At 31.2% G+C, this 20,280-nt stretch carries 28 protein-coding genes and 1 pseudogene; 20 read left to right on the top strand and 9 right to left on the bottom strand.

Annotation, left to right across the window (positions count from 1 at the left end; genetic code table 11):
• The first annotated feature begins 14 nt into the window (after positions 1 to 14).
• Both tnpC and K7H06_RS09760 read left to right on the top strand, forming a co-directional pair.
• Complete coding sequence (tnpC, locus tag K7H06_RS21220) at positions 15 to 989, top strand: IS66 family transposase (RefSeq protein ID WP_343216821.1); 975 nt, start codon at positions 15 to 17, stop codon at positions 987 to 989.
• A 5-nt stretch (positions 990 to 994) separates the two neighbouring features.
• Positions 995 to 1,267, top strand: coding sequence for a hypothetical protein (locus K7H06_RS09760; protein ID WP_223039678.1), 273 nt, complete (start codon positions 995 to 997; stop codon positions 1,265 to 1,267).
• A gap of 265 nt (positions 1,268 to 1,532) precedes the next feature.
• Here K7H06_RS09760 and K7H06_RS09755 read toward each other — a convergent pair whose 3' ends face one another.
• The 9 genes from K7H06_RS09755 to K7H06_RS09720 all read right to left on the bottom strand — a co-directional run bounded on the left by K7H06_RS09755 (position 1,533) and on the right by K7H06_RS09720 (position 5,199).
• Positions 1,533 to 1,889 (bottom strand): hypothetical protein, encoded by a 357-nt coding sequence (locus K7H06_RS09755; protein WP_223039677.1) that lies wholly within the window; start codon positions 1,887 to 1,889, stop codon positions 1,533 to 1,535.
• A gap of 11 nt (positions 1,890 to 1,900) precedes the next feature.
• Positions 1,901 to 2,686 carry an N-acetylmuramoyl-L-alanine amidase gene (locus K7H06_RS09750; protein WP_223039676.1) on the bottom strand — a complete coding sequence of 262 codons (786 nt, stop codon included), beginning with the start codon at positions 2,684 to 2,686 and terminating at the stop codon, positions 1,901 to 1,903.
• A complete protein-coding gene (locus tag K7H06_RS09745) occupies positions 2,676 to 2,972 on the bottom strand; it encodes a hypothetical protein (protein WP_223039675.1) in 297 nt (98 codons plus the stop codon). Before K7H06_RS09745 ends, K7H06_RS09750 begins: the two co-directional genes overlap by 11 nt.
• 11 nt (positions 2,973 to 2,983) lie before the next feature.
• On the bottom strand, positions 2,984 to 3,316 hold the full coding sequence (locus tag K7H06_RS09740) for a hypothetical protein (RefSeq protein ID WP_223039674.1): 333 nt from the start codon (positions 3,314 to 3,316) through the stop codon (positions 2,984 to 2,986).
• Positions 3,317 to 3,381: 65 nt separating this feature from the next.
• A complete protein-coding gene (locus tag K7H06_RS09735) occupies positions 3,382 to 3,663 on the bottom strand; it encodes a hypothetical protein (RefSeq protein ID WP_223039673.1) in 282 nt (93 codons plus the stop codon).
• A complete protein-coding gene (locus tag K7H06_RS09730) occupies positions 3,664 to 4,512 on the bottom strand; it encodes a hypothetical protein (protein WP_223039672.1) in 849 nt (282 codons plus the stop codon).
• A gap of 54 nt (positions 4,513 to 4,566) precedes the next feature.
• Positions 4,567 to 4,833, bottom strand: a complete 267-nt coding sequence (locus tag K7H06_RS09725; protein WP_223039671.1) for a hypothetical protein — start codon at positions 4,831 to 4,833, stop codon at positions 4,567 to 4,569.
• A gap of 25 nt (positions 4,834 to 4,858) precedes the next feature.
• Entirely contained in the window at positions 4,859 to 4,981 is a 123-nt protein-coding gene (locus K7H06_RS21380; protein WP_281426058.1) for a hypothetical protein, read from the bottom strand.
• A 20-nt stretch (positions 4,982 to 5,001) separates the two neighbouring features.
• Positions 5,002 to 5,199: a hypothetical protein gene (locus tag K7H06_RS09720; RefSeq protein WP_223039670.1), complete on the bottom strand. Its 198-nt coding sequence runs from the start codon at positions 5,197 to 5,199 to the stop codon at positions 5,002 to 5,004.
• Between the two features lie 150 nt (positions 5,200 to 5,349).
• Here K7H06_RS09720 and K7H06_RS21375 point away from each other — a divergent pair, with 150 nt between their 5' ends.
• The 18 genes and pseudogenes from K7H06_RS21375 (at position 5,350) to K7H06_RS09640 (ending at position 20,160) form a co-directional block, all read left to right on the top strand.
• The gene (locus K7H06_RS21375; protein WP_281426057.1) at positions 5,350 to 5,475 is read left to right on the top strand and encodes a hypothetical protein; all 126 of its coding nucleotides are present in this window, start codon (positions 5,350 to 5,352) and stop codon (positions 5,473 to 5,475) included.
• 101 nt (positions 5,476 to 5,576) lie between these two features.
• Positions 5,577 to 7,247 (top strand): recombinase family protein, encoded by a 1,671-nt coding sequence (locus K7H06_RS09715; RefSeq protein ID WP_223039669.1) that lies wholly within the window; start codon positions 5,577 to 5,579, stop codon positions 7,245 to 7,247.
• The gene (gene murA / locus K7H06_RS09710; RefSeq protein ID WP_223039668.1) at positions 7,210 to 8,139 is read left to right on the top strand and encodes a UDP-N-acetylglucosamine 1-carboxyvinyltransferase; all 930 of its coding nucleotides are present in this window, start codon (positions 7,210 to 7,212) and stop codon (positions 8,137 to 8,139) included. Before K7H06_RS09715 ends, murA begins: the two co-directional genes overlap by 38 nt.
• A gap of 67 nt (positions 8,140 to 8,206) precedes the next feature.
• Entirely contained in the window at positions 8,207 to 8,956 is a 750-nt protein-coding gene (locus K7H06_RS09705; protein WP_223039667.1) for a cell division protein FtsQ/DivIB, read from the top strand.
• Positions 8,957 to 8,967: 11 nt separating this feature from the next.
• Entirely contained in the window at positions 8,968 to 9,693 is a 726-nt protein-coding gene (locus K7H06_RS09700; RefSeq protein WP_223039666.1) for a DUF881 domain-containing protein, read from the top strand.
• Between the two features lie 13 nt (positions 9,694 to 9,706).
• Entirely contained in the window at positions 9,707 to 10,435 is a 729-nt protein-coding gene (locus K7H06_RS09695; protein ID WP_223039665.1) for a DUF881 domain-containing protein, read from the top strand.
• A gap of 13 nt (positions 10,436 to 10,448) precedes the next feature.
• The gene (locus tag K7H06_RS09690; RefSeq protein WP_343216829.1) at positions 10,449 to 10,778 is read left to right on the top strand and encodes a small basic family protein; all 330 of its coding nucleotides are present in this window, start codon (positions 10,449 to 10,451) and stop codon (positions 10,776 to 10,778) included.
• Between the two features lie 186 nt (positions 10,779 to 10,964).
• Positions 10,965 to 12,059: a cell division protein FtsZ gene (gene ftsZ, locus K7H06_RS09685; protein WP_223039663.1), complete on the top strand. Its 1,095-nt coding sequence runs from the start codon at positions 10,965 to 10,967 to the stop codon at positions 12,057 to 12,059.
• 196 nt (positions 12,060 to 12,255) lie between these two features.
• Entirely contained in the window at positions 12,256 to 13,152 is an 897-nt protein-coding gene (gene spoIIGA / locus K7H06_RS09680) for a sigma-E processing peptidase SpoIIGA (RefSeq protein WP_223039662.1), read from the top strand.
• A gap of 36 nt (positions 13,153 to 13,188) precedes the next feature.
• Positions 13,189 to 13,914 carry an RNA polymerase sporulation sigma factor SigE gene (sigE, locus tag K7H06_RS09675; RefSeq protein WP_223039992.1) on the top strand — a complete coding sequence of 242 codons (726 nt, stop codon included), beginning with the start codon at positions 13,189 to 13,191 and terminating at the stop codon, positions 13,912 to 13,914.
• Between the two features lie 117 nt (positions 13,915 to 14,031).
• Positions 14,032 to 14,805 carry an RNA polymerase sporulation sigma factor SigG gene (sigG, locus tag K7H06_RS09670; protein ID WP_223039661.1) on the top strand — a complete coding sequence of 258 codons (774 nt, stop codon included), beginning with the start codon at positions 14,032 to 14,034 and terminating at the stop codon, positions 14,803 to 14,805.
• Positions 14,806 to 14,913: 108 nt separating this feature from the next.
• Positions 14,914 to 15,186: a YlmC/YmxH family sporulation protein gene (locus K7H06_RS09665; protein ID WP_223039660.1), complete on the top strand. Its 273-nt coding sequence runs from the start codon at positions 14,914 to 14,916 to the stop codon at positions 15,184 to 15,186.
• Positions 15,187 to 15,276: 90 nt separating this feature from the next.
• Entirely contained in the window at positions 15,277 to 15,732 is a 456-nt protein-coding gene (gene nrdR / locus K7H06_RS09660; protein ID WP_223039659.1) for a transcriptional regulator NrdR, read from the top strand.
• 86 nt (positions 15,733 to 15,818) lie between these two features.
• Positions 15,819 to 16,637: a peptidoglycan editing factor PgeF gene (gene pgeF, locus K7H06_RS09655; protein WP_223039658.1), complete on the top strand. Its 819-nt coding sequence runs from the start codon at positions 15,819 to 15,821 to the stop codon at positions 16,635 to 16,637.
• A 21-nt stretch (positions 16,638 to 16,658) separates the two neighbouring features.
• Positions 16,659 to 17,351 (top strand): response regulator, encoded by a 693-nt coding sequence (locus K7H06_RS09650; RefSeq protein ID WP_223039657.1) that lies wholly within the window; start codon positions 16,659 to 16,661, stop codon positions 17,349 to 17,351.
• A gap of 9 nt (positions 17,352 to 17,360) precedes the next feature.
• Positions 17,361 to 17,759: pseudogene (locus K7H06_RS21580) on the top strand (hypothetical protein); the annotation flags it as partial.
• A gap of 78 nt (positions 17,760 to 17,837) precedes the next feature.
• Positions 17,838 to 19,154, top strand: coding sequence for a two-component system histidine kinase PnpS (pnpS, locus tag K7H06_RS09645; protein WP_484795931.1), 1,317 nt, complete (start codon positions 17,838 to 17,840; stop codon positions 19,152 to 19,154).
• A gap of 142 nt (positions 19,155 to 19,296) precedes the next feature.
• Positions 19,297 to 20,160 (top strand): phosphate ABC transporter substrate-binding protein, encoded by an 864-nt coding sequence (locus K7H06_RS09640; RefSeq protein ID WP_223039655.1) that lies wholly within the window; start codon positions 19,297 to 19,299, stop codon positions 20,158 to 20,160.
• The last annotated feature ends 120 nt before the right edge of the window (positions 20,161 to 20,280 follow it).

Genomic DNA, 20,280 nt, shown 5'->3' with positions numbered 1-20,280 from the left:
AGGAAAAAGAATGGATGCGTATGGGCATTGCTTTATCACGATCAAATATGTCAAACTGGGTAATACAATGTGCCTACTCTTGGCTAAAACCATTGTATGAAAGGATGAAAAAGCAATTAGTTACTTATGAAATCATTATGAGTGATGAAACTACCCACCAATGCAATAAGGAAAAAGGTCGAAAGCCTTCTAGTAAATCTTACTTTTGGATGCATAGAAATGGTGAATGTGAAGGAGCACCCATTATACTGTTTCAGTATACCCGCACTCGTGCAGGTGAGCATGCTAGAAAATTCTTAGAAGGTTTTTCTGGGTATCTTATTTCGGATGCTTACACAGGGTATGAAAAAGTAGACAACATAACAAGATGTTTATGTTGGACACATCTAAGAAGATATTATAAGGAAGCTATTCCCCTTGATAGTAGAAAAAAAGAGATTCCAGATTCTGCTGGTGGAAAAGGAAGGGCTTATTGCAATAAATTATTTTCCCTAGAAAGAAAATGGAAAAAACTTTCTCATGAAGAAAGAAAACAAAAGCGTATAGAACAGAGTATTCCTGTTTTGAATGCCTTTTTTTGGTGGGCAAAATCCATAAAAACTAATCAGGAATCCTTGAATAAAGCTTTGAAATATACACTCAATCATAAAGAATATTTTCAAAATTTTTTATTAGATGGACGTATTCCACTTTCTAATAATTTATCAGAAATTGCTATTCGTCCAGTAGCAATAGCTAGAAAGAATTATCTATTTTCAGATACTCCAAAGGGTGCAGAGGCAAATGCTCTTATATTTAGCATTATTGAAACTGCAGCTGCAAATAATCTAGATCCTTATGAATATCTAGTACATATATTTAAAAGTTTGCCTAATGTAAATTTTAATGAAACGCCTGAACTTTTAGATGATTATATGCCCTGGTCAGATAAGTTACCTGAAAATTGTCATACGAACAAACAAAAAATAAATGACCCCGAAGGGAGCTAGCAAAAATGACTCATATAAATTTTGTAATGGATATGACCAAAGCTTATTTAGATGGAGAAATGGATTGCATTACCTATAGTCTTGATTTCCCATATGAAGTAGAGAAAAGATACAGGAAAATGGTCAATGAAGATCGTGATTATGCAGAATTAATTTTTGATACACTGATCGAGGAAGGTACAAATCTATTTAATGAATTATCAGATGAAGAATTCAAGGAGTTAATCAAAAAACAATACAAATATATCAAGGATGTAGCTAGCGAAGGATTTTTCTAAAATTTACAAAAAAATAAAGGCACGATTTGCTATTTATCAGCAGATAGGTGCCTTATTTTTTGTTTTACGCTATTTGTTACATCGCTTACTAAAGAAATAAAATAATTTAATAGAGATTACAAGATTATGATTGATTAAAATTAAGTATTTGTTCTCTAAGAAAATATATTTAAAAGATCTTTATGATATTCTTAAATTTAGCAATGAATATTGATATATCAAAATATGTATCATGGTGTGGACTATCCCACACCATTCATTTTTCCTATACTTTAGGCAAATAAGCTACTGCAACCTGAACGATCAATTCCAATGCTTCTGCTTTTACATCTATTTCAAAAGTATCTACAAGTTGCTTTGAGATTAGATATACTGCTTCATCATGTTTTTCTTGAGAACGGATGGATAATTCCTCTAATCCTCTGACTACCTCAAGTGATATATCTGAAATCTTTTTTAGCTTATCATCCCTAAATGAATATCCAAATAACATCAGTGCTAATTTCACTTCTTTGTAATAGTCCATGTCTTTTCTTTTTAGATAGGGAGCAACAATTTTTATAAAACCAAATAATGCTATTACTAAACCAATAGCATAAACAATATTCATATCTATTTTCATTGAGAACCTCCTTAGATTACTTTTTCAAACAGTGTAAGAGCCTTGTACAGAATCGTAACCCCCTCAGCTCTAGTCATAGGTCTATTTGGATAAAAATAACCACTATTATCGCCTTTGACGATATCTTTTTCAGCCATATATTCAATTATTTCCTTCGCCCAGTGATCCTCAATATCCTTGAAAATACACTCATTACTTACACCAGTTTTTTCAGCGATTTTCTGAGCAATTAGATTCTTAAAAGCCATCCAAGCTTTTACATCAGAAACAAAAGGTCTTGGACAATCTTTTCCAGTCACATCATAATGTCTAATCAACATATCAATCCCTATATTATTTCTAATCATAATATCAGATGCTAATTCAGCAGTAAGCTCACAAGTTTTACTCCAATCACTACCAGCATTCACACACATTTCAATACCAATAGTAAAAGCATTTGGGTAGCATTGTCCATTTGTAGTCAAAAAGTGTTTCTTTGCAAAGTTAGTATATCTTCTATTTCCAACATGGTAAGCAATTTCATCTTCAGGGATGGTGTTTTGAATACTGTCTTGGTCTACGATATAGTGAGCAGAACCATATCTAAATTTAACATTTGTACCTTTTTCCTCATATCTGCCATTGTCACGTTCCCATGCTCTGCCAAAATATTTTGCATTTGCAATATCATCAGCACCTTTTGATAAGTTAGCTGTCCAGTGGATGACTAGAGCTCTAGGGGAAATCAATTTTGTACCACGCCTGTTAGGATGGTTTAAAGGAAGAAGGTATTTTGTCATAACATCATATTTCATCAATATCCCTCCTAGTATCATTTGTGTTTGGATCAAAGTTTACATCGCCCATAGTGTTCTGATAATATCTATCTGGTTTAAAATATGAGATTCCCTTTCTAATCACAAACAAAGAACCTAAGATTGAAACCAAGTAAATGATATCTTTGTTGGTTTCTGCATACCTTAAATAACGATAGAGCACAGATAAAACGGTCAAAATGAAAAGGACTCCAGTTGTAACTTTTTCAAAGTCACGTTCTGTAAGTCCATTAGTATCATTGAGAAATGTTTTGAATTTTGCCATAGGATCATCCTTTACTTTAGATTTAATAAATAGGTTAATATCATACCAACAACCAGTGCAATCAAACCCCAAACTTCTTTTCTATCTATAAGGGTGATTTTTTTTTTAGCATTAACAGCTTCATCAGTGATATTGAAAAACTTCTCTAATATGAGCTTGAAATTTTTTGATTGCTCACTGCCCATTTCAAGTACTGTAGCTTTTAAATCCGATTGGTTTTTCTCAATATTTGATAGTTGGAATTTAAATTCATGTTTGAATATCTCTAAATCTCTAATTCTTTCTTCATGATCTTTTATGGTTTCTTTTACATCATCATGGAAAGAATATTCTTTTTTATCCATTTTTGATCCCTCCTGTATGGATATTTTTTTACATAGTATTAGTTGATAGGAAGACATAAAAACAACTATTGTGATACGATTTGCCTTTTATAGGGTACAAATAAACTCTGAGGATTTCTATTTACAAAATGAACCCAAACAGGATTTCCAGCTTCAAAAGTTATATCTTGGTTAGCTGGAATAGAAGGGGAGATATTAGGACTACCATTAATATATACATTCAATGTACCATTTGCATTTACATTTGTGACTATACCCAAATGCCATTCATGGGTAAGTAATCCCTTTTTTCTCAAGTAATTATCAATGATATTATGGATCATTTGAATAAATTTTTCTTGTTTCATTTAAGGCAATCCCTCCTTAATTTTTATAGCTTCAGCAATCATTATTTTTGGTTTAATAGGGATGGAAAATTGTTTTAGTTGATAATTTCCAACACAACCATTGTTACTATCAATGATCTCAATTACATCATTTACTTCATGGAGATAGTTAGGAGCAATATTGATAGAAACTTTCTCTATATATTGCAATCTCTTTTTTAGTTCGAATTTTGCTCTAGCATCACATTGAGATTGTGTGTCAATATTACTATCAGGGTTTCCATCATTCCAAGCATAAAACCTATTTCCAATTCTTTGAATAGAGTAGGGGTGGTTCGCCCATTCTGTAAGGGTATCATCAATCACTATTTCTGTTCTAAACTCTGCTGTATTTGATGAACCACCAAGAACAAGGATATGGTTGAAAAGTTCAGTATCATCTAATCTACGAGTACTACCAGCATAAAGAGTAGTATTGTCAATTTTATAAGTCCAGCAGGGGGAATCAAGCAGTGGATTTTGGTATTTTCCAAATCTTAAATATCCATTAATATCAAAATAAATATCATAAAAATATTCACCATCGGAATGACACTTTGAAGTTAGCTCTTTCATAGCAGTACCTCTGTTTTGACCAATTTGATAGGTTAGATCATAGGGAACAATAATATCTGTATCATCAAGAATCGTATTTTTAATACCAGCACCTTGAGCAAGTATTTTTATTGCTTCTTTAATGTTGGTTCCAGCATTGATAGTTGTTTCATGAGTAAACCTTCCAAAGTTCCCAGTAAGCAAATACCATTGATCTTGTCCACTTATGGACACGGTGTTCTCTTGTGGGGTATTTGTAGCTTCTGGTTGAGTCATAATAAAAACTCCCTGTGGAACATACTCAATTCCAAAAGGAGTTCTTAATCCAATCTATAATTTAATTTTCTTGTTATCTATCCAAATCAAGCTATCTTCATTCCAAGTAAATTTTCCATCCCTGTTGTCTAATGTAAGGGTAAACATTCTTCTTATATCTCTATCTGCATTCACTGATATATCTCCGATTGTGTCGCTATTAACATGATGGGTAAATACATCTAAAATATTTTCGCTGTGATCCATCAGCTCTAATTTTATATGGACTTCAGATATGGGGGAGGTCAATGTTTTAATAGAGCTATCTGTTGTAGTAATCATTAGGACATCTCCTCAATTTAACCAATTAATCTTCATATTCTCCTAACATTTGCGATTCTTTAATTTTTGATAAATAATCTTTTTTTATGATATCTAAGTTTTTTCTCCCAATTACATTGTTGTTATTTATTACAATATCCAACTTCATCAATCATACCTTCTTCAAAATCAGCTATGAGGAACAGAAACTACAGGAAGATCTACTATTGATTGCAATTCAATAGCTTCACTTTTAAATAAAACTGCCAATGCAATAACGCTAACCTCATCTGGTGTTATTATTATTGTGGCAGTCTTATTGGCATTGCAAGATGTTACAAGGGAAGGGAACGGCGCAGCTTTTTCTTTATGAACAATGGTAAGCATTTGCTCTTGGTTTTCAATCTTACTAAGCTCAATGATTAAAAGTAAAATTAAAATAATTAATTATAGATAGGATATAGGAAGCTTTATTAGAAATATAGACAATCAATCAACGCATAGTATATATTAAAATTCTTATTCTAGGAGGTTGATATGGCAAATAAAAAACGAAAAGTATTATTTGTGAATAAAAATAAAGCTTCTTCAGAGGATGAGTTAAAAGAAATACTGCTTAAAGTGTTACAAATACACTTTGATAAAGAGATAGATAAAAAATAGATATATTTACCAACATCGACATCGTATACAAATAAGTTGAGCGATGATACTATAACTTATAGGTGCACGATGTTTTTTGTTATAATTCTAAGGAGGGCTAGATGTCTTATATAGAACAAAAAAACCACACTGAGGTTAATAATAATGTTATAATAGGAGAGAGAAATTTTGGAAAAAGAGTTTTGCTGTATTGTAGAGAGAGCCGTGATGACAATATGGAAAACTATGAAAGAATTGAAACCCAAAGAGACTTACTGCTAGGCTATTGTGAGAGAAAGGGATATACAAATATAGTCAATATCATCATGCATGATAATATGACGGGTACAGACTTTACTAGATTAAATGAAATAAAAGGTATGATTAAAAATAGGGAAGTCGATATTATATTAATGAAGGACAGTTCAAGACTGGGTAGAAATCAATATGAAGCACTAGGATTTATTCAATTTATCGAAGAATATGAAGTAGAGATAGAATTTTATGAAAGAAAATATGATGCGGAATTATTTCCTTTAGAAGCTTACTTCCATGAAAGAAGAGTTAAAGATGATTCTCAAAAAATAAGAAGTACATTAAGAGGAAAAATGGAAAAAGGTGATCTTTTGATTCGAGCACATTATGGATATAAAAAGGAAGATAAAAAACTTATTGTTGATGAAAATACTGCTTGGGTTGTAAAAAAGATATTTGAAAAATATAAACAAGGGTATGGATATAGGGCAATTGCAACAATGTTAACTGAAGAAGGAATACCTACCCCATCAGCTTATAGAAATAATTCAAATAGGCCACAAGCAAGTACATGGATTGCTCAACATGTGAATAGAATATTAAAAAATGAAGTTTATACAGGAACTATGGTTTCTGGAAAGACTGAAAAAGTTAGTTATAAAAGTAAAAAGACGAAAAGAAAACCTGAGTGTGAATGGATTAGAATAGAAAATCATCATGAAGCAGTCATTGACAAAGAAACTTTTGAGATCGTTCAAGGAATGATTGATAAAAAGCAAGTATTTGCTCCAAGGTCAAAGAAACCTGCTTTATTGTCTGGTTTTATGAAATGTGGCAGATGTGGAAGTGCTATGTACATGATAAGAAAAAAAGGTAGATTGGATGCTTATGTATGTGGGAAAAATTTCAAAGAAGGAAAAATCAATGAACATATAGAAGATAGGGGTTGTACACCACATAGAGTAAGAGAAGAGGTAATCAATAAAGCAATTAATGAACATATAAAAAATATGATTAGCAATCCAAATTATCGGGTATGTTTTAATAGTAAACTAAAAGATGCTAGAGCTAAAGAAATAAGCCAAACTAGTATATTAAAGAAACTTCAGCAGAATTTATCTAAATATAAGGGACAATATGAACAAGTTTACACAGATAAACTTGATGGAAAAATCCCTGACTTTATTTTTGAAAAAAAATCTAAAGAACTAGAAAATAATATAAAAATTACTGAAAGTCAAATTGATGAAATACAAAGTAAAATTGATCATCTCAATAATGTGGAAACAAGTATTGATAAAATTGATATTGCTATGAAAAATATTGAGGAAAAAGGTTTATGTAAAGAAGCTATTGAATTACTGTTGAACAAGATCATTGTTTTTGATAAGTATGAGATTGATAAAGAAATGAAAGACCTTTATAATATTGAAGATTCAATGTTTGATGAGATATACTATAATGGAGGCATCGTGATAGATATGAGATACAACGTCCAACATGCTATGTCAAACAGGTGGTTGCGAAATAGGTCCTAGGCCTATTGACCTGCATTTAAAAGCATTAAGAGAATTAGGGGTTAAAATTAAAGAATCCCATGGATTTTTGGAGTGTGAAGTGGTAAAATTACAAGGAAGTGAGATTATTTTAGATTATCCAAGTGTAGGAGCAACTGAAAATACAATGCTTATTGCAGTGATGGCAAAGGGTACTACAAGAATTAGAAATGCAGCTAAGGAACCTGAGATTATTGATTTAGAGAACTATTTAAATAAAATGGGTGCCAAAGTAGTAGGGGCAGGTACAAGTGAAATTGTTATAGAGGGTGTAGAAAAGCTTCATGATGTAGAGCACAAAATCATTCCTGATAGGATTGTTGCAGGAACACTAGCAGTAGCAGGTGCTATAACTAGAGGTGATATTGTATTAAAGAATGTAATTGTTGATCACTTAAAACCAGTTATATCAAAACTGAAAGAAGCAGGATGTTTAGTATTAGAAAAAGATACTAGCTTAAAAATTAAGGCAACACAAAGAATCAAGGCTGTTGAAATGATTAAGACATTACCTTATCCAGGATTTCCAACAGATATGCAAGCTCAACTTATGTCGTTAATGACGGTTGCTAAGGGTACTAGTATTATTACAGAGACTGTTTTTGAGAATAGATATAAGCATGTAGATGAATTGACAAGAATGGGTGCTAAAATAAAAATTGATGGTAGAGTTGCTGTTGTACAAGGGGTTAAAAGACTTACGGGTGCAAAAGTACATGCAAAGGATTTAAGAGGAGGAGCAGCTTTAGTGTTAGCAGGACTTGTAGCTGAAGGTGTTACTATGGTTGATAATATTAAGCATATCGATAGAGGATATGATGAATTTGATAAAATGCTAGAAAAACTAGGAGCCTATATTTATAGGATTGATTAAGAGACAGCTTATAAGCTGCTCTTAAGTAATGAAAAATTAAGGACAAACCCTATAAAGGTGAGAATATATGAATAAATATTATGGAAGTATTGATAAAAAAGTAAAAAGAAGAAAAAAAGGAATCTTATTTTTAATTATGATTTTGGTAGGAGCAGTTTCTTTTATCATTATATTTAAAACAGATATTTTCAAAATAAAAGGAATACAAGTTTTTGGAAATACCACTATTTCAAAGGAGGAAATAGTAGCTGATTCTGGAATTATTATAGGTAATCATATTTTTAAGGAAAAATTGAAGCACATAGAGGCAAATGTACATAATAATCCTTATGTAAAAACGGTGAGTGTAAAGAGGAAACTACCAGATAAAATAATTATTCAAATAGTAGAAAGAGAAGAAGAAGCAGCCATACCTTTTATGAATGAGTATTTGATTATTGATGAAGATGGAATGGTTCTTAGATCTTCTACGAGCAATGGAAATTTAAAAGTTATAAAGGGGCTTGAATTTACAAATTTCATGGAAGGTGCAATTTTAGTAGTAAAAGATAAAGGGCAATTAAGTAAAGCTCTTGAAATTGTAAGAGGGATCAATAAACATGAAATATTTATAAAGGAATTAGATATAACTAATAAAAAAGATAGCATTATAAAATTTACGGATGATCTAATATGTAAAGTTGGAGAAGGAAACAATTTAGATTATCGATTAAAGGTATTAAAGAAAATATTAGAAGATTTAAATCAGAAAAAAATCACAAGGGGTGTTATTGATATGAGTTATGAAGGAGATCCCAGCTATAGACCTGTAGAATAGGAGGTGGTAGCATGAAAAATATCAAAGCACAACTAGCTATTGGGGTAGTATGTATTATTTTAGGTGTGGTATTAGCTTTACAATTTAAAACTGTACAAAGTAATTTAGGAGGAGCAGCTCCTGCACAAAAAGCACAAGAGTTAGCTGCAGAGCTCAAAAAAGTAAGAGAAGAAAAAGAAAATTTGGTTGGGGAAGTTAATTCATTAGAAGCAAAAATGAAGGAAATAGAAGAAGCAGAGTCTAAAAAAAATGTTCTAGTAAAAAATATGAGTTCAGAGCTAGAAAAGTATAAGATTATTTCAGGACTTAGAAAAGTAGAGGGTCCGGGAGTTGTGGTAGTAGTAGATGATCCACCAATTGATCCAGAATTTTCAACAGATAGTATTATTATGTATAATTATGAACTGCTTTTAAGTATTATTAATAAATTGAATGATGCAGGAGCAGAAGCGATTTCTATTAATGATCAAAGATTTGTTTCACGTACAGAGATCAACCTTGCAGGTAGTAATGTAAATATTAACGCAGTTCCAACAGCACCCCCTTTTATTATTAAGGCCATAGGAAATCCAGATACACTTGAGTCAACATTGAATATAAGATATGGTATTGTTGATTATATGAAAAACACTAAAAATCTTCAGGTATCAGTGAAAAAACAAGATGAAGTGATTATTCCTAGATATAATGAAATTATAAAATTTAGGTATGCTAAGCCTGTTGAGGATACGGAATAATTGAGGTGAATCCATGAAACGAGGCGTATGGAAATATAACATTTTGATATTGTGTATTTTAGTGGGAGTGTTGATTGCATTACAGTTTAAAAATGTTAAGGGCCAATATGAATATGTGCCACTTAAAGTGATTCATAATTATAAAGTATTGATTGAAAGTGAAAAAAAAGAAGTAGATAATATTAGAGAGATGATTAAGGAACAAGAAAATAAGATTAAAGAGTATGAAAAAATAAAAGAAGAGGGCGGAAAATTTAAAGAAGCTATGTCAGAAGAATTAAAAAAACAGAAACTTAACAGTGGATTTACAGATGTAGAAGGCCCCGGAATCATTTTGACTTTAGCTGATGGAACAAAAGAATTGGAGGACTGGCAAGAACCAAACGATGTTTTGGTTCATGACAAGGATGTATTAAGAATCATAAACGATTTAAAAGTTGCAGGAGCAGAAGCCATGTCTATTAATGGACAAAGATTATTAGCAAATAGTGAAATAAGCTGTGCAGGTCATAGTATACGTATTAATAATCAGTTTTTTGCACAACCCTTTATTATTAAAGCTATAGGAGATCCTAAAAAGCTAGAAGCTGCTTTAATGGCTCCTGCACCCGAAGGATATGTAGAAATATTAGAATTATATGGTCTTTATGTAGAAGTAAATACAGTACTTAATATTAAGATACAAAAGTATTCTGAAGAAATAGATTTAAGATATTTAAAAGTATCAGAAGAAGGTGAATAAATTGTTAATTGCAATGATTGGTTTAATCATAGGGGTTTTTTTAGGTCTCTACCTTCCTATTACTTATCCAACATCTTATTCATTATATATGTCCGTAGCCATATTAGCAGCACTAGATACTGTTTTTGGAGGACTAAGAGCCTATATGGAAGAAAAGTTTAATGTTACTATATTTATCACAGGTTTTTTTGGTAATGCTATTTTAGCAGGATTATTAGCGTATATTGGTGATCGACTTGGTGTGCCATTATATTATGCTGCAATATTTACCTTTGGAGGAAGGCTATTTAATAACTTTGCAGTATTGAGAAGACATTTTATTGAAAAAATAGGACAAAAATAAAGTTTTTATTATAAAAAAAGAGGATATTTGCCTAATGTGTTGAATTAAATTATAATGGATGTCTATAAACAATCTGACAGAGGATGGATGAGATAAAAATGGAATCCTTGATACATAAAAATTATTTTTAGAGGACGTAATTGGACTAATTGATTATGATCAGAGTTTTGTGGAGGAGGTAAACTTATGTTAGAATTCGATGTAGATATGGAGCAGTTTGCCCAAATAAAGGTTATTGGAGTTGGCGGCGGTGGAAATAATGCTGTTAATAGGATGATCGAATCTCAGCTTAAAGGAGTACAGTTTGTAGCAGTAAATACTGATAAACAAGCTCTATTTACATCAAAAGCTGAGTATAAAATACAGATAGGCGATAAGCTTACAAGAGGATTAGGGGCTGGAGCGAATCCAGATATCGGTAAAAAGGCTGCGGAAGAAAGTAGAGATGATATTTCTCAAGCTTTACAAGGAGCAGATATGGTCTTTGTAACTGCTGGAATGGGTGGAGGTACTGGAACAGGTGCAGCACCTGTTGTGGCTCAGATTGCTAAGGAAATGGGGATTTTAACAGTAGGTGTTGTAACAAAACCATTTACTTTTGAGGGAAAAAGAAGAATGCAGCATGCTGAATTCGGAATTGAGCAATTAAAAGATAAAGTAGATACTTTGGTAACCATTCCAAATGATAGATTATTGCAAGTTGCTGAAAAGAAAACATCTATTATGGAAGCTTTTAAAATTGCAGATGATGTATTAAAACAAGGTGTACAAGGTATATCAGATTTAATCGCTGTTCCTGGTCTTGTAAATCTAGACTTTGCCGATGTTAAGACTATTATGTTTGAACAAGGATTAGCCCACATGGGTGTAGGTAGAGGTGTAAGTGGAGACAACAGAGCAACTGAAGCTGCTAAACAAGCTATACAGAGTCCTTTACTTGAAACATCTATTCAAGGTGCAAAGGGTGTGCTTCTTAATATTACAGGTGGACAGAACCTAGGATTATTTGAGGTAAATGAAGCAGCAGAATTAGTTGCACAAGCAGCAGACCCAGATGCAAATATTATTTTCGGTGCAGTAATTGATGAAAATTTAAAAGATGAATTAATTATTACTGTAATTGCAACTGGATTTGAAAACAACAAAAGAGTTGATGAAAGGGTTTTGATAAATAAGGATAAGGGTAAGGATGAACCTAATGAAGAAAAGAAAGAAATAGAAGAGAATGATTCAATAAATGATGATTTAGATATTCCTACTTTCTTAAGAAGAAGAAGATAAATTAAATAATAAGATAAATTTTAGGTCGTTTAGGTAACTAAACGACCTTTTGTCGTATTGTGATTAAATATTATGATTTTTCGACTTCAGAGAATGACAAAGTTTTAATACAAATTCATATATAATAGTCATAAACAAAAGGACAATTGAATAATTGTGTAAAAAGTATAAGGATCTCCTAAATGGAGGAATGCATATGTTTGAAGTTTATGGAGAGTATTTGTTCATTGAAAATTTATTGATGAATTGGTTGATATTACATTTAACAGCCTATTTTAGTAAAGCACAGATTCCAAAATATAGAGTGTGGATTGGTGCAGCTGTTGGGGCATGCTATGCATTTGTCATATTTTTTCCTTCCCTTCAATTTTTGTATACTTTTGTAATGAAAATAGTTATTTCTATATTCATTATTATTATTACATTTACACCATATAAATTTATGGAATTTATAAAAACGTTGGCAATTTTTTATTTGATTTCATTTATGTTTGGTGGAGCGGCATTTGCATTGTTTTATTTCACTGACTTGAATGGGCTATTAAGTAATGGCATCTATTATATTGGGAATTTCTCAATAAAACTATTAATTTACTCTGGAATTGTTGCTTATATATTAATTCGATTTTGTTGGGAATACATACAGGAAAAAATTTCTAGAGAGAAAATTTATATTCCTATAAAAATTGAAGTTGAAAATCACAGCAGTCAGTTAAAAGGCCTAATAGATACAGGCAATGCATTGATGGATCCATTATCTAAAGATCCAGTGATTATTGTAGAATATGAGTCTATAAAAGATTTATTACCTACAGATGTGCAAAATATTTTAGACAATTCCCAGGATGTTAATTTGGATTTAATATCTAAAATCTTTCAAACATCAGAATGGATGAATCGGTTTAGGGTGATACCCTTTAAGTCTTTGGGAAAAGAAAATGGTATGCTTATGGGATTTAAGCCTGATCGTGTGCAAGTAAAAGATGAGAAAGACTTAAAATGCATAAAGAATATTGTTGTAGGTGTCTATACAAAAAAATTATCTCGAAATGGAGACTACGCAGCTTTATTACATCCAGATATTTTAAAGTAATTCATTCACCAAAGGGGAGGCGTTATAGTGTTAGTTATGATTGAAAAGGCAAAATTATACTTCAGGATATTTTTATTAAAAATATCAAGAAAATTCAGAATCACAAAAGAAGAAAATATATTCTATATTGGAGGTAGTGAAGCCCTACCGCCTCCTTTAAGCTCAGAAGAGGAATTATTTCTTGTGGGTAGACTTGGACAAGACGATGGAGCAATACGGACAATCTTAATTGAAAGAAATTTAAGGTTAGTAGTTTACATAGCAAGAAAGTTTGAAAATACAGGAATCGGGGTGGAAGATCTCATATCAATAGGGACTATAGGACTTATTAAGGCTGTTAATACCTTTGATCCAGAAAAAAAGATAAAACTTGCTACATATGCATCAAGATGTATTGAAAATGAAATTTTAATGTATTTAAGAAGAAATAACAAAGCAAAAGCGGAGATTTCTTTTGATGAACCCCTTAATATTGATTGGGATGGAAATGAACTTCTTCTTTCAGATATATTAGGGACAGAGAACGATTTGATCTATAAGTTTTTAGAGGAAGAAGTAGATCGAGAATTGTTAGGGATAGCACTTAAAAAGCTGTCAAATAGAGAGAAAAAAATAATGGAGTTAAGATTTGGACTCAATAATGGGGAAGAAAAAACACAAAAAGAAGTGGCGGACTTATTAGGAATTTCCCAGTCCTACATTTCAAGACTTGAAAAAAGGATTATTTCAAGATTACAAAAAGAAATTAAGAGATTAATATAAGCAGCAGAAATGCTGCTTTGTAATTTTTTGGATAAAACTCAAAGTATAAAGGAGAAAAAATAAGGCAATAATTTTTTATGTAAGGGGGCAATAATCCATAGAAATGGAGGAATTGTCATGCACATCAATAAAGTAGAAATATGTGGCGTAAACACATCAAAATTACCAGTGCTTACGAACGAAGAAATGAGAAATTTATTTGGGAAAATTCACCAAGGAGATTTATCTGCAAGAGAAGAATTTATTCAAGGGAATTTAAGATTGGTACTTAGTGTAATACAAAGATTTAATAATAGAGGAGAACATGTAGATGATTTATTTCAAGTTGGATGTATTGGATTAATAAAAGCAATAGATAATTTTGATTTAAGTCATAATGTTAAATTTTCTACATATGCTGTACCTATGATTATAGGAGAAATTAGGAGGTATTTAAGAGATAATAACTCAATACGTGTAAGTAGATCCTTAAGAGACACAGCTTATAAAGCATTACAAGTAAGAGACCAGTTAATTAATAAAAATTCCAAGGAACCAAAGATATCAGAAATTGCAAAGGAATTAAATATTCCTAGAGAGGATGTGGTATTTGCATTAGATGCTATTCAAGATCCTATATCCTTATTTGAACCCATATATCATGATAGTGGAGATGCTATTTTTGTAATGGATCAAGTAAGTGATGAAAAAAGCGAAGATGAAACTTGGCTGGAAGGAATCGCATTGCGGGAAGCATTAAGGAAATTAAGTGGTAGAGAAAAACATATTTTAACCTTGAGATTTTTTGAAGGCAGAACACAAATGGAAGTTGCTGATGAAATAGGTATTTCTCAAGCACAAGTTTCAAGATTAGAAAAAACTGCATTAAAACATATGAGAAAACACATATAACAAAAGCAAATTTTGCTTTTGTTTTTTTATGGAAAGATACATATATTTTGAGGCAAGCTTATATATTATAACAAAGGTAAAAGATAAAAATATAAAGTAGGTGATAAAATGATTAGTACTTCTGAGTTAAGAGATAAGGAAATTATTAATATGATAGATGGTAGGCGGTTAGGTTTTGTCTCAGATATTGAAGTGAATCTAGAAAAAGGGAGAATAGAGGCTTTGATTATTCCAGGTCCTGGAAGATTTCTGGGGTTATTTGGGAAAGATAATGATTATATTATTACTTGGAAGGAAATAAAAAAAATTGGAGTGGACATAATACTTGTAGAATTAAGAAGCGAAATTATTACACAAGAAGAGGAAGAGGAAAAAAAATAGTGGACATACTAAATCTAGCATATTATAATTTGAGTAACATCATATAGTGATCTTAAATTTTTTATTATTGTGTAATGGGGGGGATGATAGGTGAATTGTCCATTTTGTGAATATTTTGACACAAAAGTTGTTGATTCAAGGCCTACAGAAGAAGGCCAAGCTATTCGAAGAAGAAGAGAATGTAACAAGTGTAAAAAAAGATTTACTACATATGAGAAGATCGAGGAAATTCCTTTAATTGTAATAAAAAAAGATGGAAATAGGGAAGCATATAATAGAAATAAAATGCTCAATGGTATCATCAGATCTTGTGAAAAAAGACCTGTATCTATGAAAGCGATTGAAAGTATGGTAGATGATATAGAAAAAAGTCTTCATAATACTATGGAAAAAGAGATACGAAGTACTTATATAGGTGAATTAGTAATGAATCAGTTAAAAGATTTAGATGAAGTTTCCTATGTACGATTTGCATCGGTATATAGACAATTTAAAGATATTAATACGTTTATGGAAGAATTAAGAAAAATGATGAATGAAAAATAATAAATAATGATTTACAAATAATAGCAAGTAATATTACTTGCTATTATTTAAATGTAAAAAAATACAGGGATAGGGGGACGAAAAGATTGAATAATTTTGCTGAACATAAAACTAACGAAGGAATTGTATATTATTCGATTCCGAGTTTTGATGAAACGGGACTTGTAAAAACGTGTTTTACTAGTAGAGTAGGAGGGGTTAGTAAAGGCACATATAATTCATTAAATCTGGGACTGAACACAGATGATTCAAGAGAAAATATCATAGAGAATTTTAGATTACTATGTGAAGGATTAGAAATATCTATGAATCATTTGGTTTTTTCTGATCAAATTCATGAGGATCATATAAAAATTGTAAAAAAAGAGGATATAGGAAAAGGAATTATAAGAGATAGTGATATTATAGGGATAGATGCGCTCATTACGAATGTAAGAAAAGTGGCGTTAGTAACAGTATATGCTGATTGTGTACCTATATTTTTATTAGATCCAGTAAACAAAGTTATTGCCCTAGCCCATGCAGGATGGAGAGGGACTGTTCTTAAAATCGGGAAAAAGGTAGTAGAAAAGATGGTAGAAACATTTAAAACAAATCCTAAAGATTGTCTTGCTGCCATAGGACCATCTATAGGAAAATGTTGTTATGAAGTAGATGAGGGTGTAATAAACAAATTTAACAAAAATTTTACAAATCTAGATAAATTCGTATTTTCCAAAGAAAACAATAAGTATATGATTGATTTATGGCAGGCCAATAAAATAGCATTAGAGGAAATTGGCCTTTTAGAAAGAAATATAACAATAAGTAATATGTGTACCATGTGCAATAAAAATGTCTTGTTTTCCTATCGAGGAGATAAAGGGATAACGGGTAGAATGGCAGCAATAATGGAAATAAGATAGGCAGTGGGAAGGAGAGAAATCATGAATAGAAAGAAAGTGCTGGTAGTAGATGATGAACAGCATATTATAGAATTGATTCAATTTAATTTAGAAAGTAATGGATATGATGTAATCACTAGTGAAAATGGAGAAGATGCAATAGCTGTTGCAGAGGAAGAGATGCCAGATGTAATTATATTAGATTTGATGTTACCAGGTATCGATGGGTTTGAAGCGTGTAAAAAAATTAGAAATAATGAAAAAACAAGGAAAATACCTATTATTATGTTAACGGCTAAAGGGGAAGAAATGGATAAAGTATTAGGATTAGAATTAGGTGCGGATGATTATTTAACCAAACCTTTTAGTGTACGTGAATTAATTGCAAGGATTAAAGCTGTTTTAAGAAGGTTTGAAGAAGTTCCAAAAGAAGTAATTAAAACCATCAAAGTGAATGATATTGTGATGGATATAGAAAAGCATGAAGTAATGAAAAGTGGGGAGAAAATTGAACTAACACTAAAGGAATTTGAGTTACTTCAAATTCTAGCAAGAAATAGAGGAAAAGTATTGTCAAGAAATTTTTTATTGGATGAAGTTTGGGGATATGATTATTTTGGGGAAACAAGAACGGTAGATGTGCATATAAGACATTTAAGAAAGAAAATAGAAGACAATGATAGATATCCCGTATATATTGAGACTATAAGAGGGATAGGATATAAGATGAAATAGGAGAGAATTATGCAAAAGAAAATTTTTGTCACCTATACAATTCTTATTTTGATAGGAATTATATTAACCGGGTTATTAACCCTTAATTTTGTAAGAAATAGTTATGTGGAAAACATGGAAAATAAATTAATCACTAATGCCAGTCTTATGAATCAATTCATAAAAGAACAAGCAGAAAAAAATTCTTTTGAGGATATAGATTTTTCTCAATATGCTAATGCGTATGGAGGACAAATTGATGCAAGAATCACTTTTATTAATAAGGAAGGAAAGGTTATTGGAGACTCAGAAATTAGTTCTACAATGTTGTCTGAAATAGAAAATCATTCATATAGGCCAGAAGTAAAAAAAGCATTAAAAGGTGAAGTAGGGAAAAGCGAAAGATGGAGTACAACTACAGAGACGGATTACATTTACATTGCAGTACCAATTAAAATAGAAAATAAGATTTATGGTGTTACCAGATTAGCTTTGCCATTAACAGAGATGAAGAAATTAAATTATGAGCTTTTCCAAAATACACTAATTGCTGCTATGTGTGGACTGTTGGTAACGACTATATTAGGCTATCGATTTGTAAATAATGTAGCGAAGCCCATTAAAAAAATCACAAAAACTGCAAAGAAAATTGCAAATGGAAATTTTGGAGACAAGGTTTATATTAAGAGTAATGATGAAATAGGTATACTCGTAGAGACTTTTAATATTATGTCAGAAAAATTGAATGAAACCATATCTGAAATACAAGATAAAAATACAAAGCTACAATCAACATTAGGAAGTATGAATGAAGCATTATTCGCTATTGATAAATCCTATAAAATTATTTTAATCAATCCAGTAGCCATGGCATTATTTCATGTTGAAGATGAGGATGTATATGGCAAACATATTCTAGAAGTTGTTAGAAACAATAAACTACATGATGTATTAAAAGATATTATTCATAATAAAAATGTAGGAGAAAGAGAAGTGATCATTGATTATCCTGAAACAAAGATATTAAAGCTGTATACAAACTTTATAAGATTAGACATGGACCCTAATAGAATTATTGGTGTAATGGCTCTTATTCAGGATGTTACAGAAATGAGAAAATTAGAAAACATGCGTACGGAATTTGTAGCAAATGTATCTCATGAATTAAAGACACCTTTAACATCTATTAGTGGATTTATTGAGACGTTAAAGAATGGTGCTATGGAGAATGAAAAAGTAAGAAACCGATTTTTAGATATTATTGACATAGAAACAGAACGATTAACAAGATTGATTGATGATCTGCTTACGCTTTCTGCTATTGAAAAACATAAACTCAATTCGAAAAGAGAAGAAATTATTATAAAAGAAATTATTGATGAAATGAATATAATGACTCAGTCCCTAGCAAATCAAAAGCATATAACCTATAGTACAGAAGTAGAGGCTAATTTGCCACCTATTAATGGAAATCGAGATTTATTTAAGCAAATGATACTGAATCTTGTTGAAAATGCAATTAAATATACACCAGAGGGTGGAGCGATTAAAGTTTTATCTTACAAAAGATATGATAATGTTTACTTTGTAGTGAAGGATACAGGGATCGGGATACCAAAAGAACATATACCAAGACTATTTGAACGCTTTTACAGAGTAGATAAAGCTCGATCAAGAAAAATAGGTGGTACAGGACTTGGATTAGCTATTGTAAAGCATATTGTATTGTCTTTTGATGGAGAAATAAAAGTAAATAGTAAATTAGGTAAGGGATCTGAATTTGTTGTGAGGATTCCTATAAAGATAAGAGAAAAACAAAATTAATTTGTTTTTCTCTTTTTTTACATCCATTTAACAATCTCTTTATTTCTATTTAACATAAGGAAACTATACTAAGTATGTAAAGTTTGAAACTTAAGGGAGGATCAAATTTTGACATTAAAAAAATGAATGGGGGAAAAGTAAAATGAAAAAGATTTTATCTTTAGCTTTAGCACTTATGTTAGGGGTTACTATGTTAGTTGGATGTGGAAGTCAGGGAGATACAACAACAGAAGAAAAAACAGATGAAAATGTATTATCAGGAAAAGTTGTTATTGCAGGTTCTACATCGGTGCAGCCATTATCAGAAGAGTTAGCAGAAGTATTCATGAAAAAATATCCAAAAGTATCTGTGGAAGTACAAGGTGGAGGTTCAAGTGTTGGTGTAAAATCAGCAGCAGAAAAAATTGCTGACATTGGTGCGGCTTCAAGAGAAGTAAAAGAGTCAGAAAAAAATTTAGGATTAACAGAATATATAATGGCAAAAGACGGGATTGCAGTTGTAGTGAATCCATCTAATGAAGTAGCAGATTTAACGCTAGAACAAATAAAGAAAATATTTACTGGGGAAATTACAAACTGGAAAGAGGTTGGAGGAAAAGATCAAGCTATTACAGTTGTAAGTAGAGAAGAAGGTTCAGGGACAAGGGGAGCTTTTGTAGAAATTACAAAAGTTGAGAGCAAAAATGCTGAAGGAAAAAAAGTTGATAAAACAACTAAAAATGCATTAGTACAACCATCTACAGGTGCTGTGAAGCAAACTGTTGCAAATACACCAGATGCAATTGGTTACATTTCAATGGGTGCAATGGATGTTACAGTAAAGCCAGTGAAGGTAGAAGGGGTAGAAGCCAATGAAGAGACTGCGAAGGAAGGAACATATAAAATAGCAAGACCTTTCTTATATCTAACAAATGGTGAAGAATCAGAAGTGGTTCAAGCTTATATTGAGTTTGTTTTAAATGAAGGTCAAGAAATTGTAAAAGAGGAATTTATTTCAATAAAATAATTTTGCAAAACATGATGGATTGAATATCCTCCTATGAAATAAGCATAAGACGGTTTTTAACTGTCTTATGCTTATTTTAAAATTCTTTTTTGTGTTTAACATGAATTTAACACAGAATTA

Source organism: Crassaminicella profunda, assembly GCF_019884785.1.
Classification (GTDB): domain Bacteria; phylum Bacillota; class Clostridia; order Peptostreptococcales; family Thermotaleaceae; genus Crassaminicella; species Crassaminicella profunda.
Note: the sequence above shows the minus strand (reverse complement) of the source record. Positions and strands in the feature narration are given on the sequence as shown.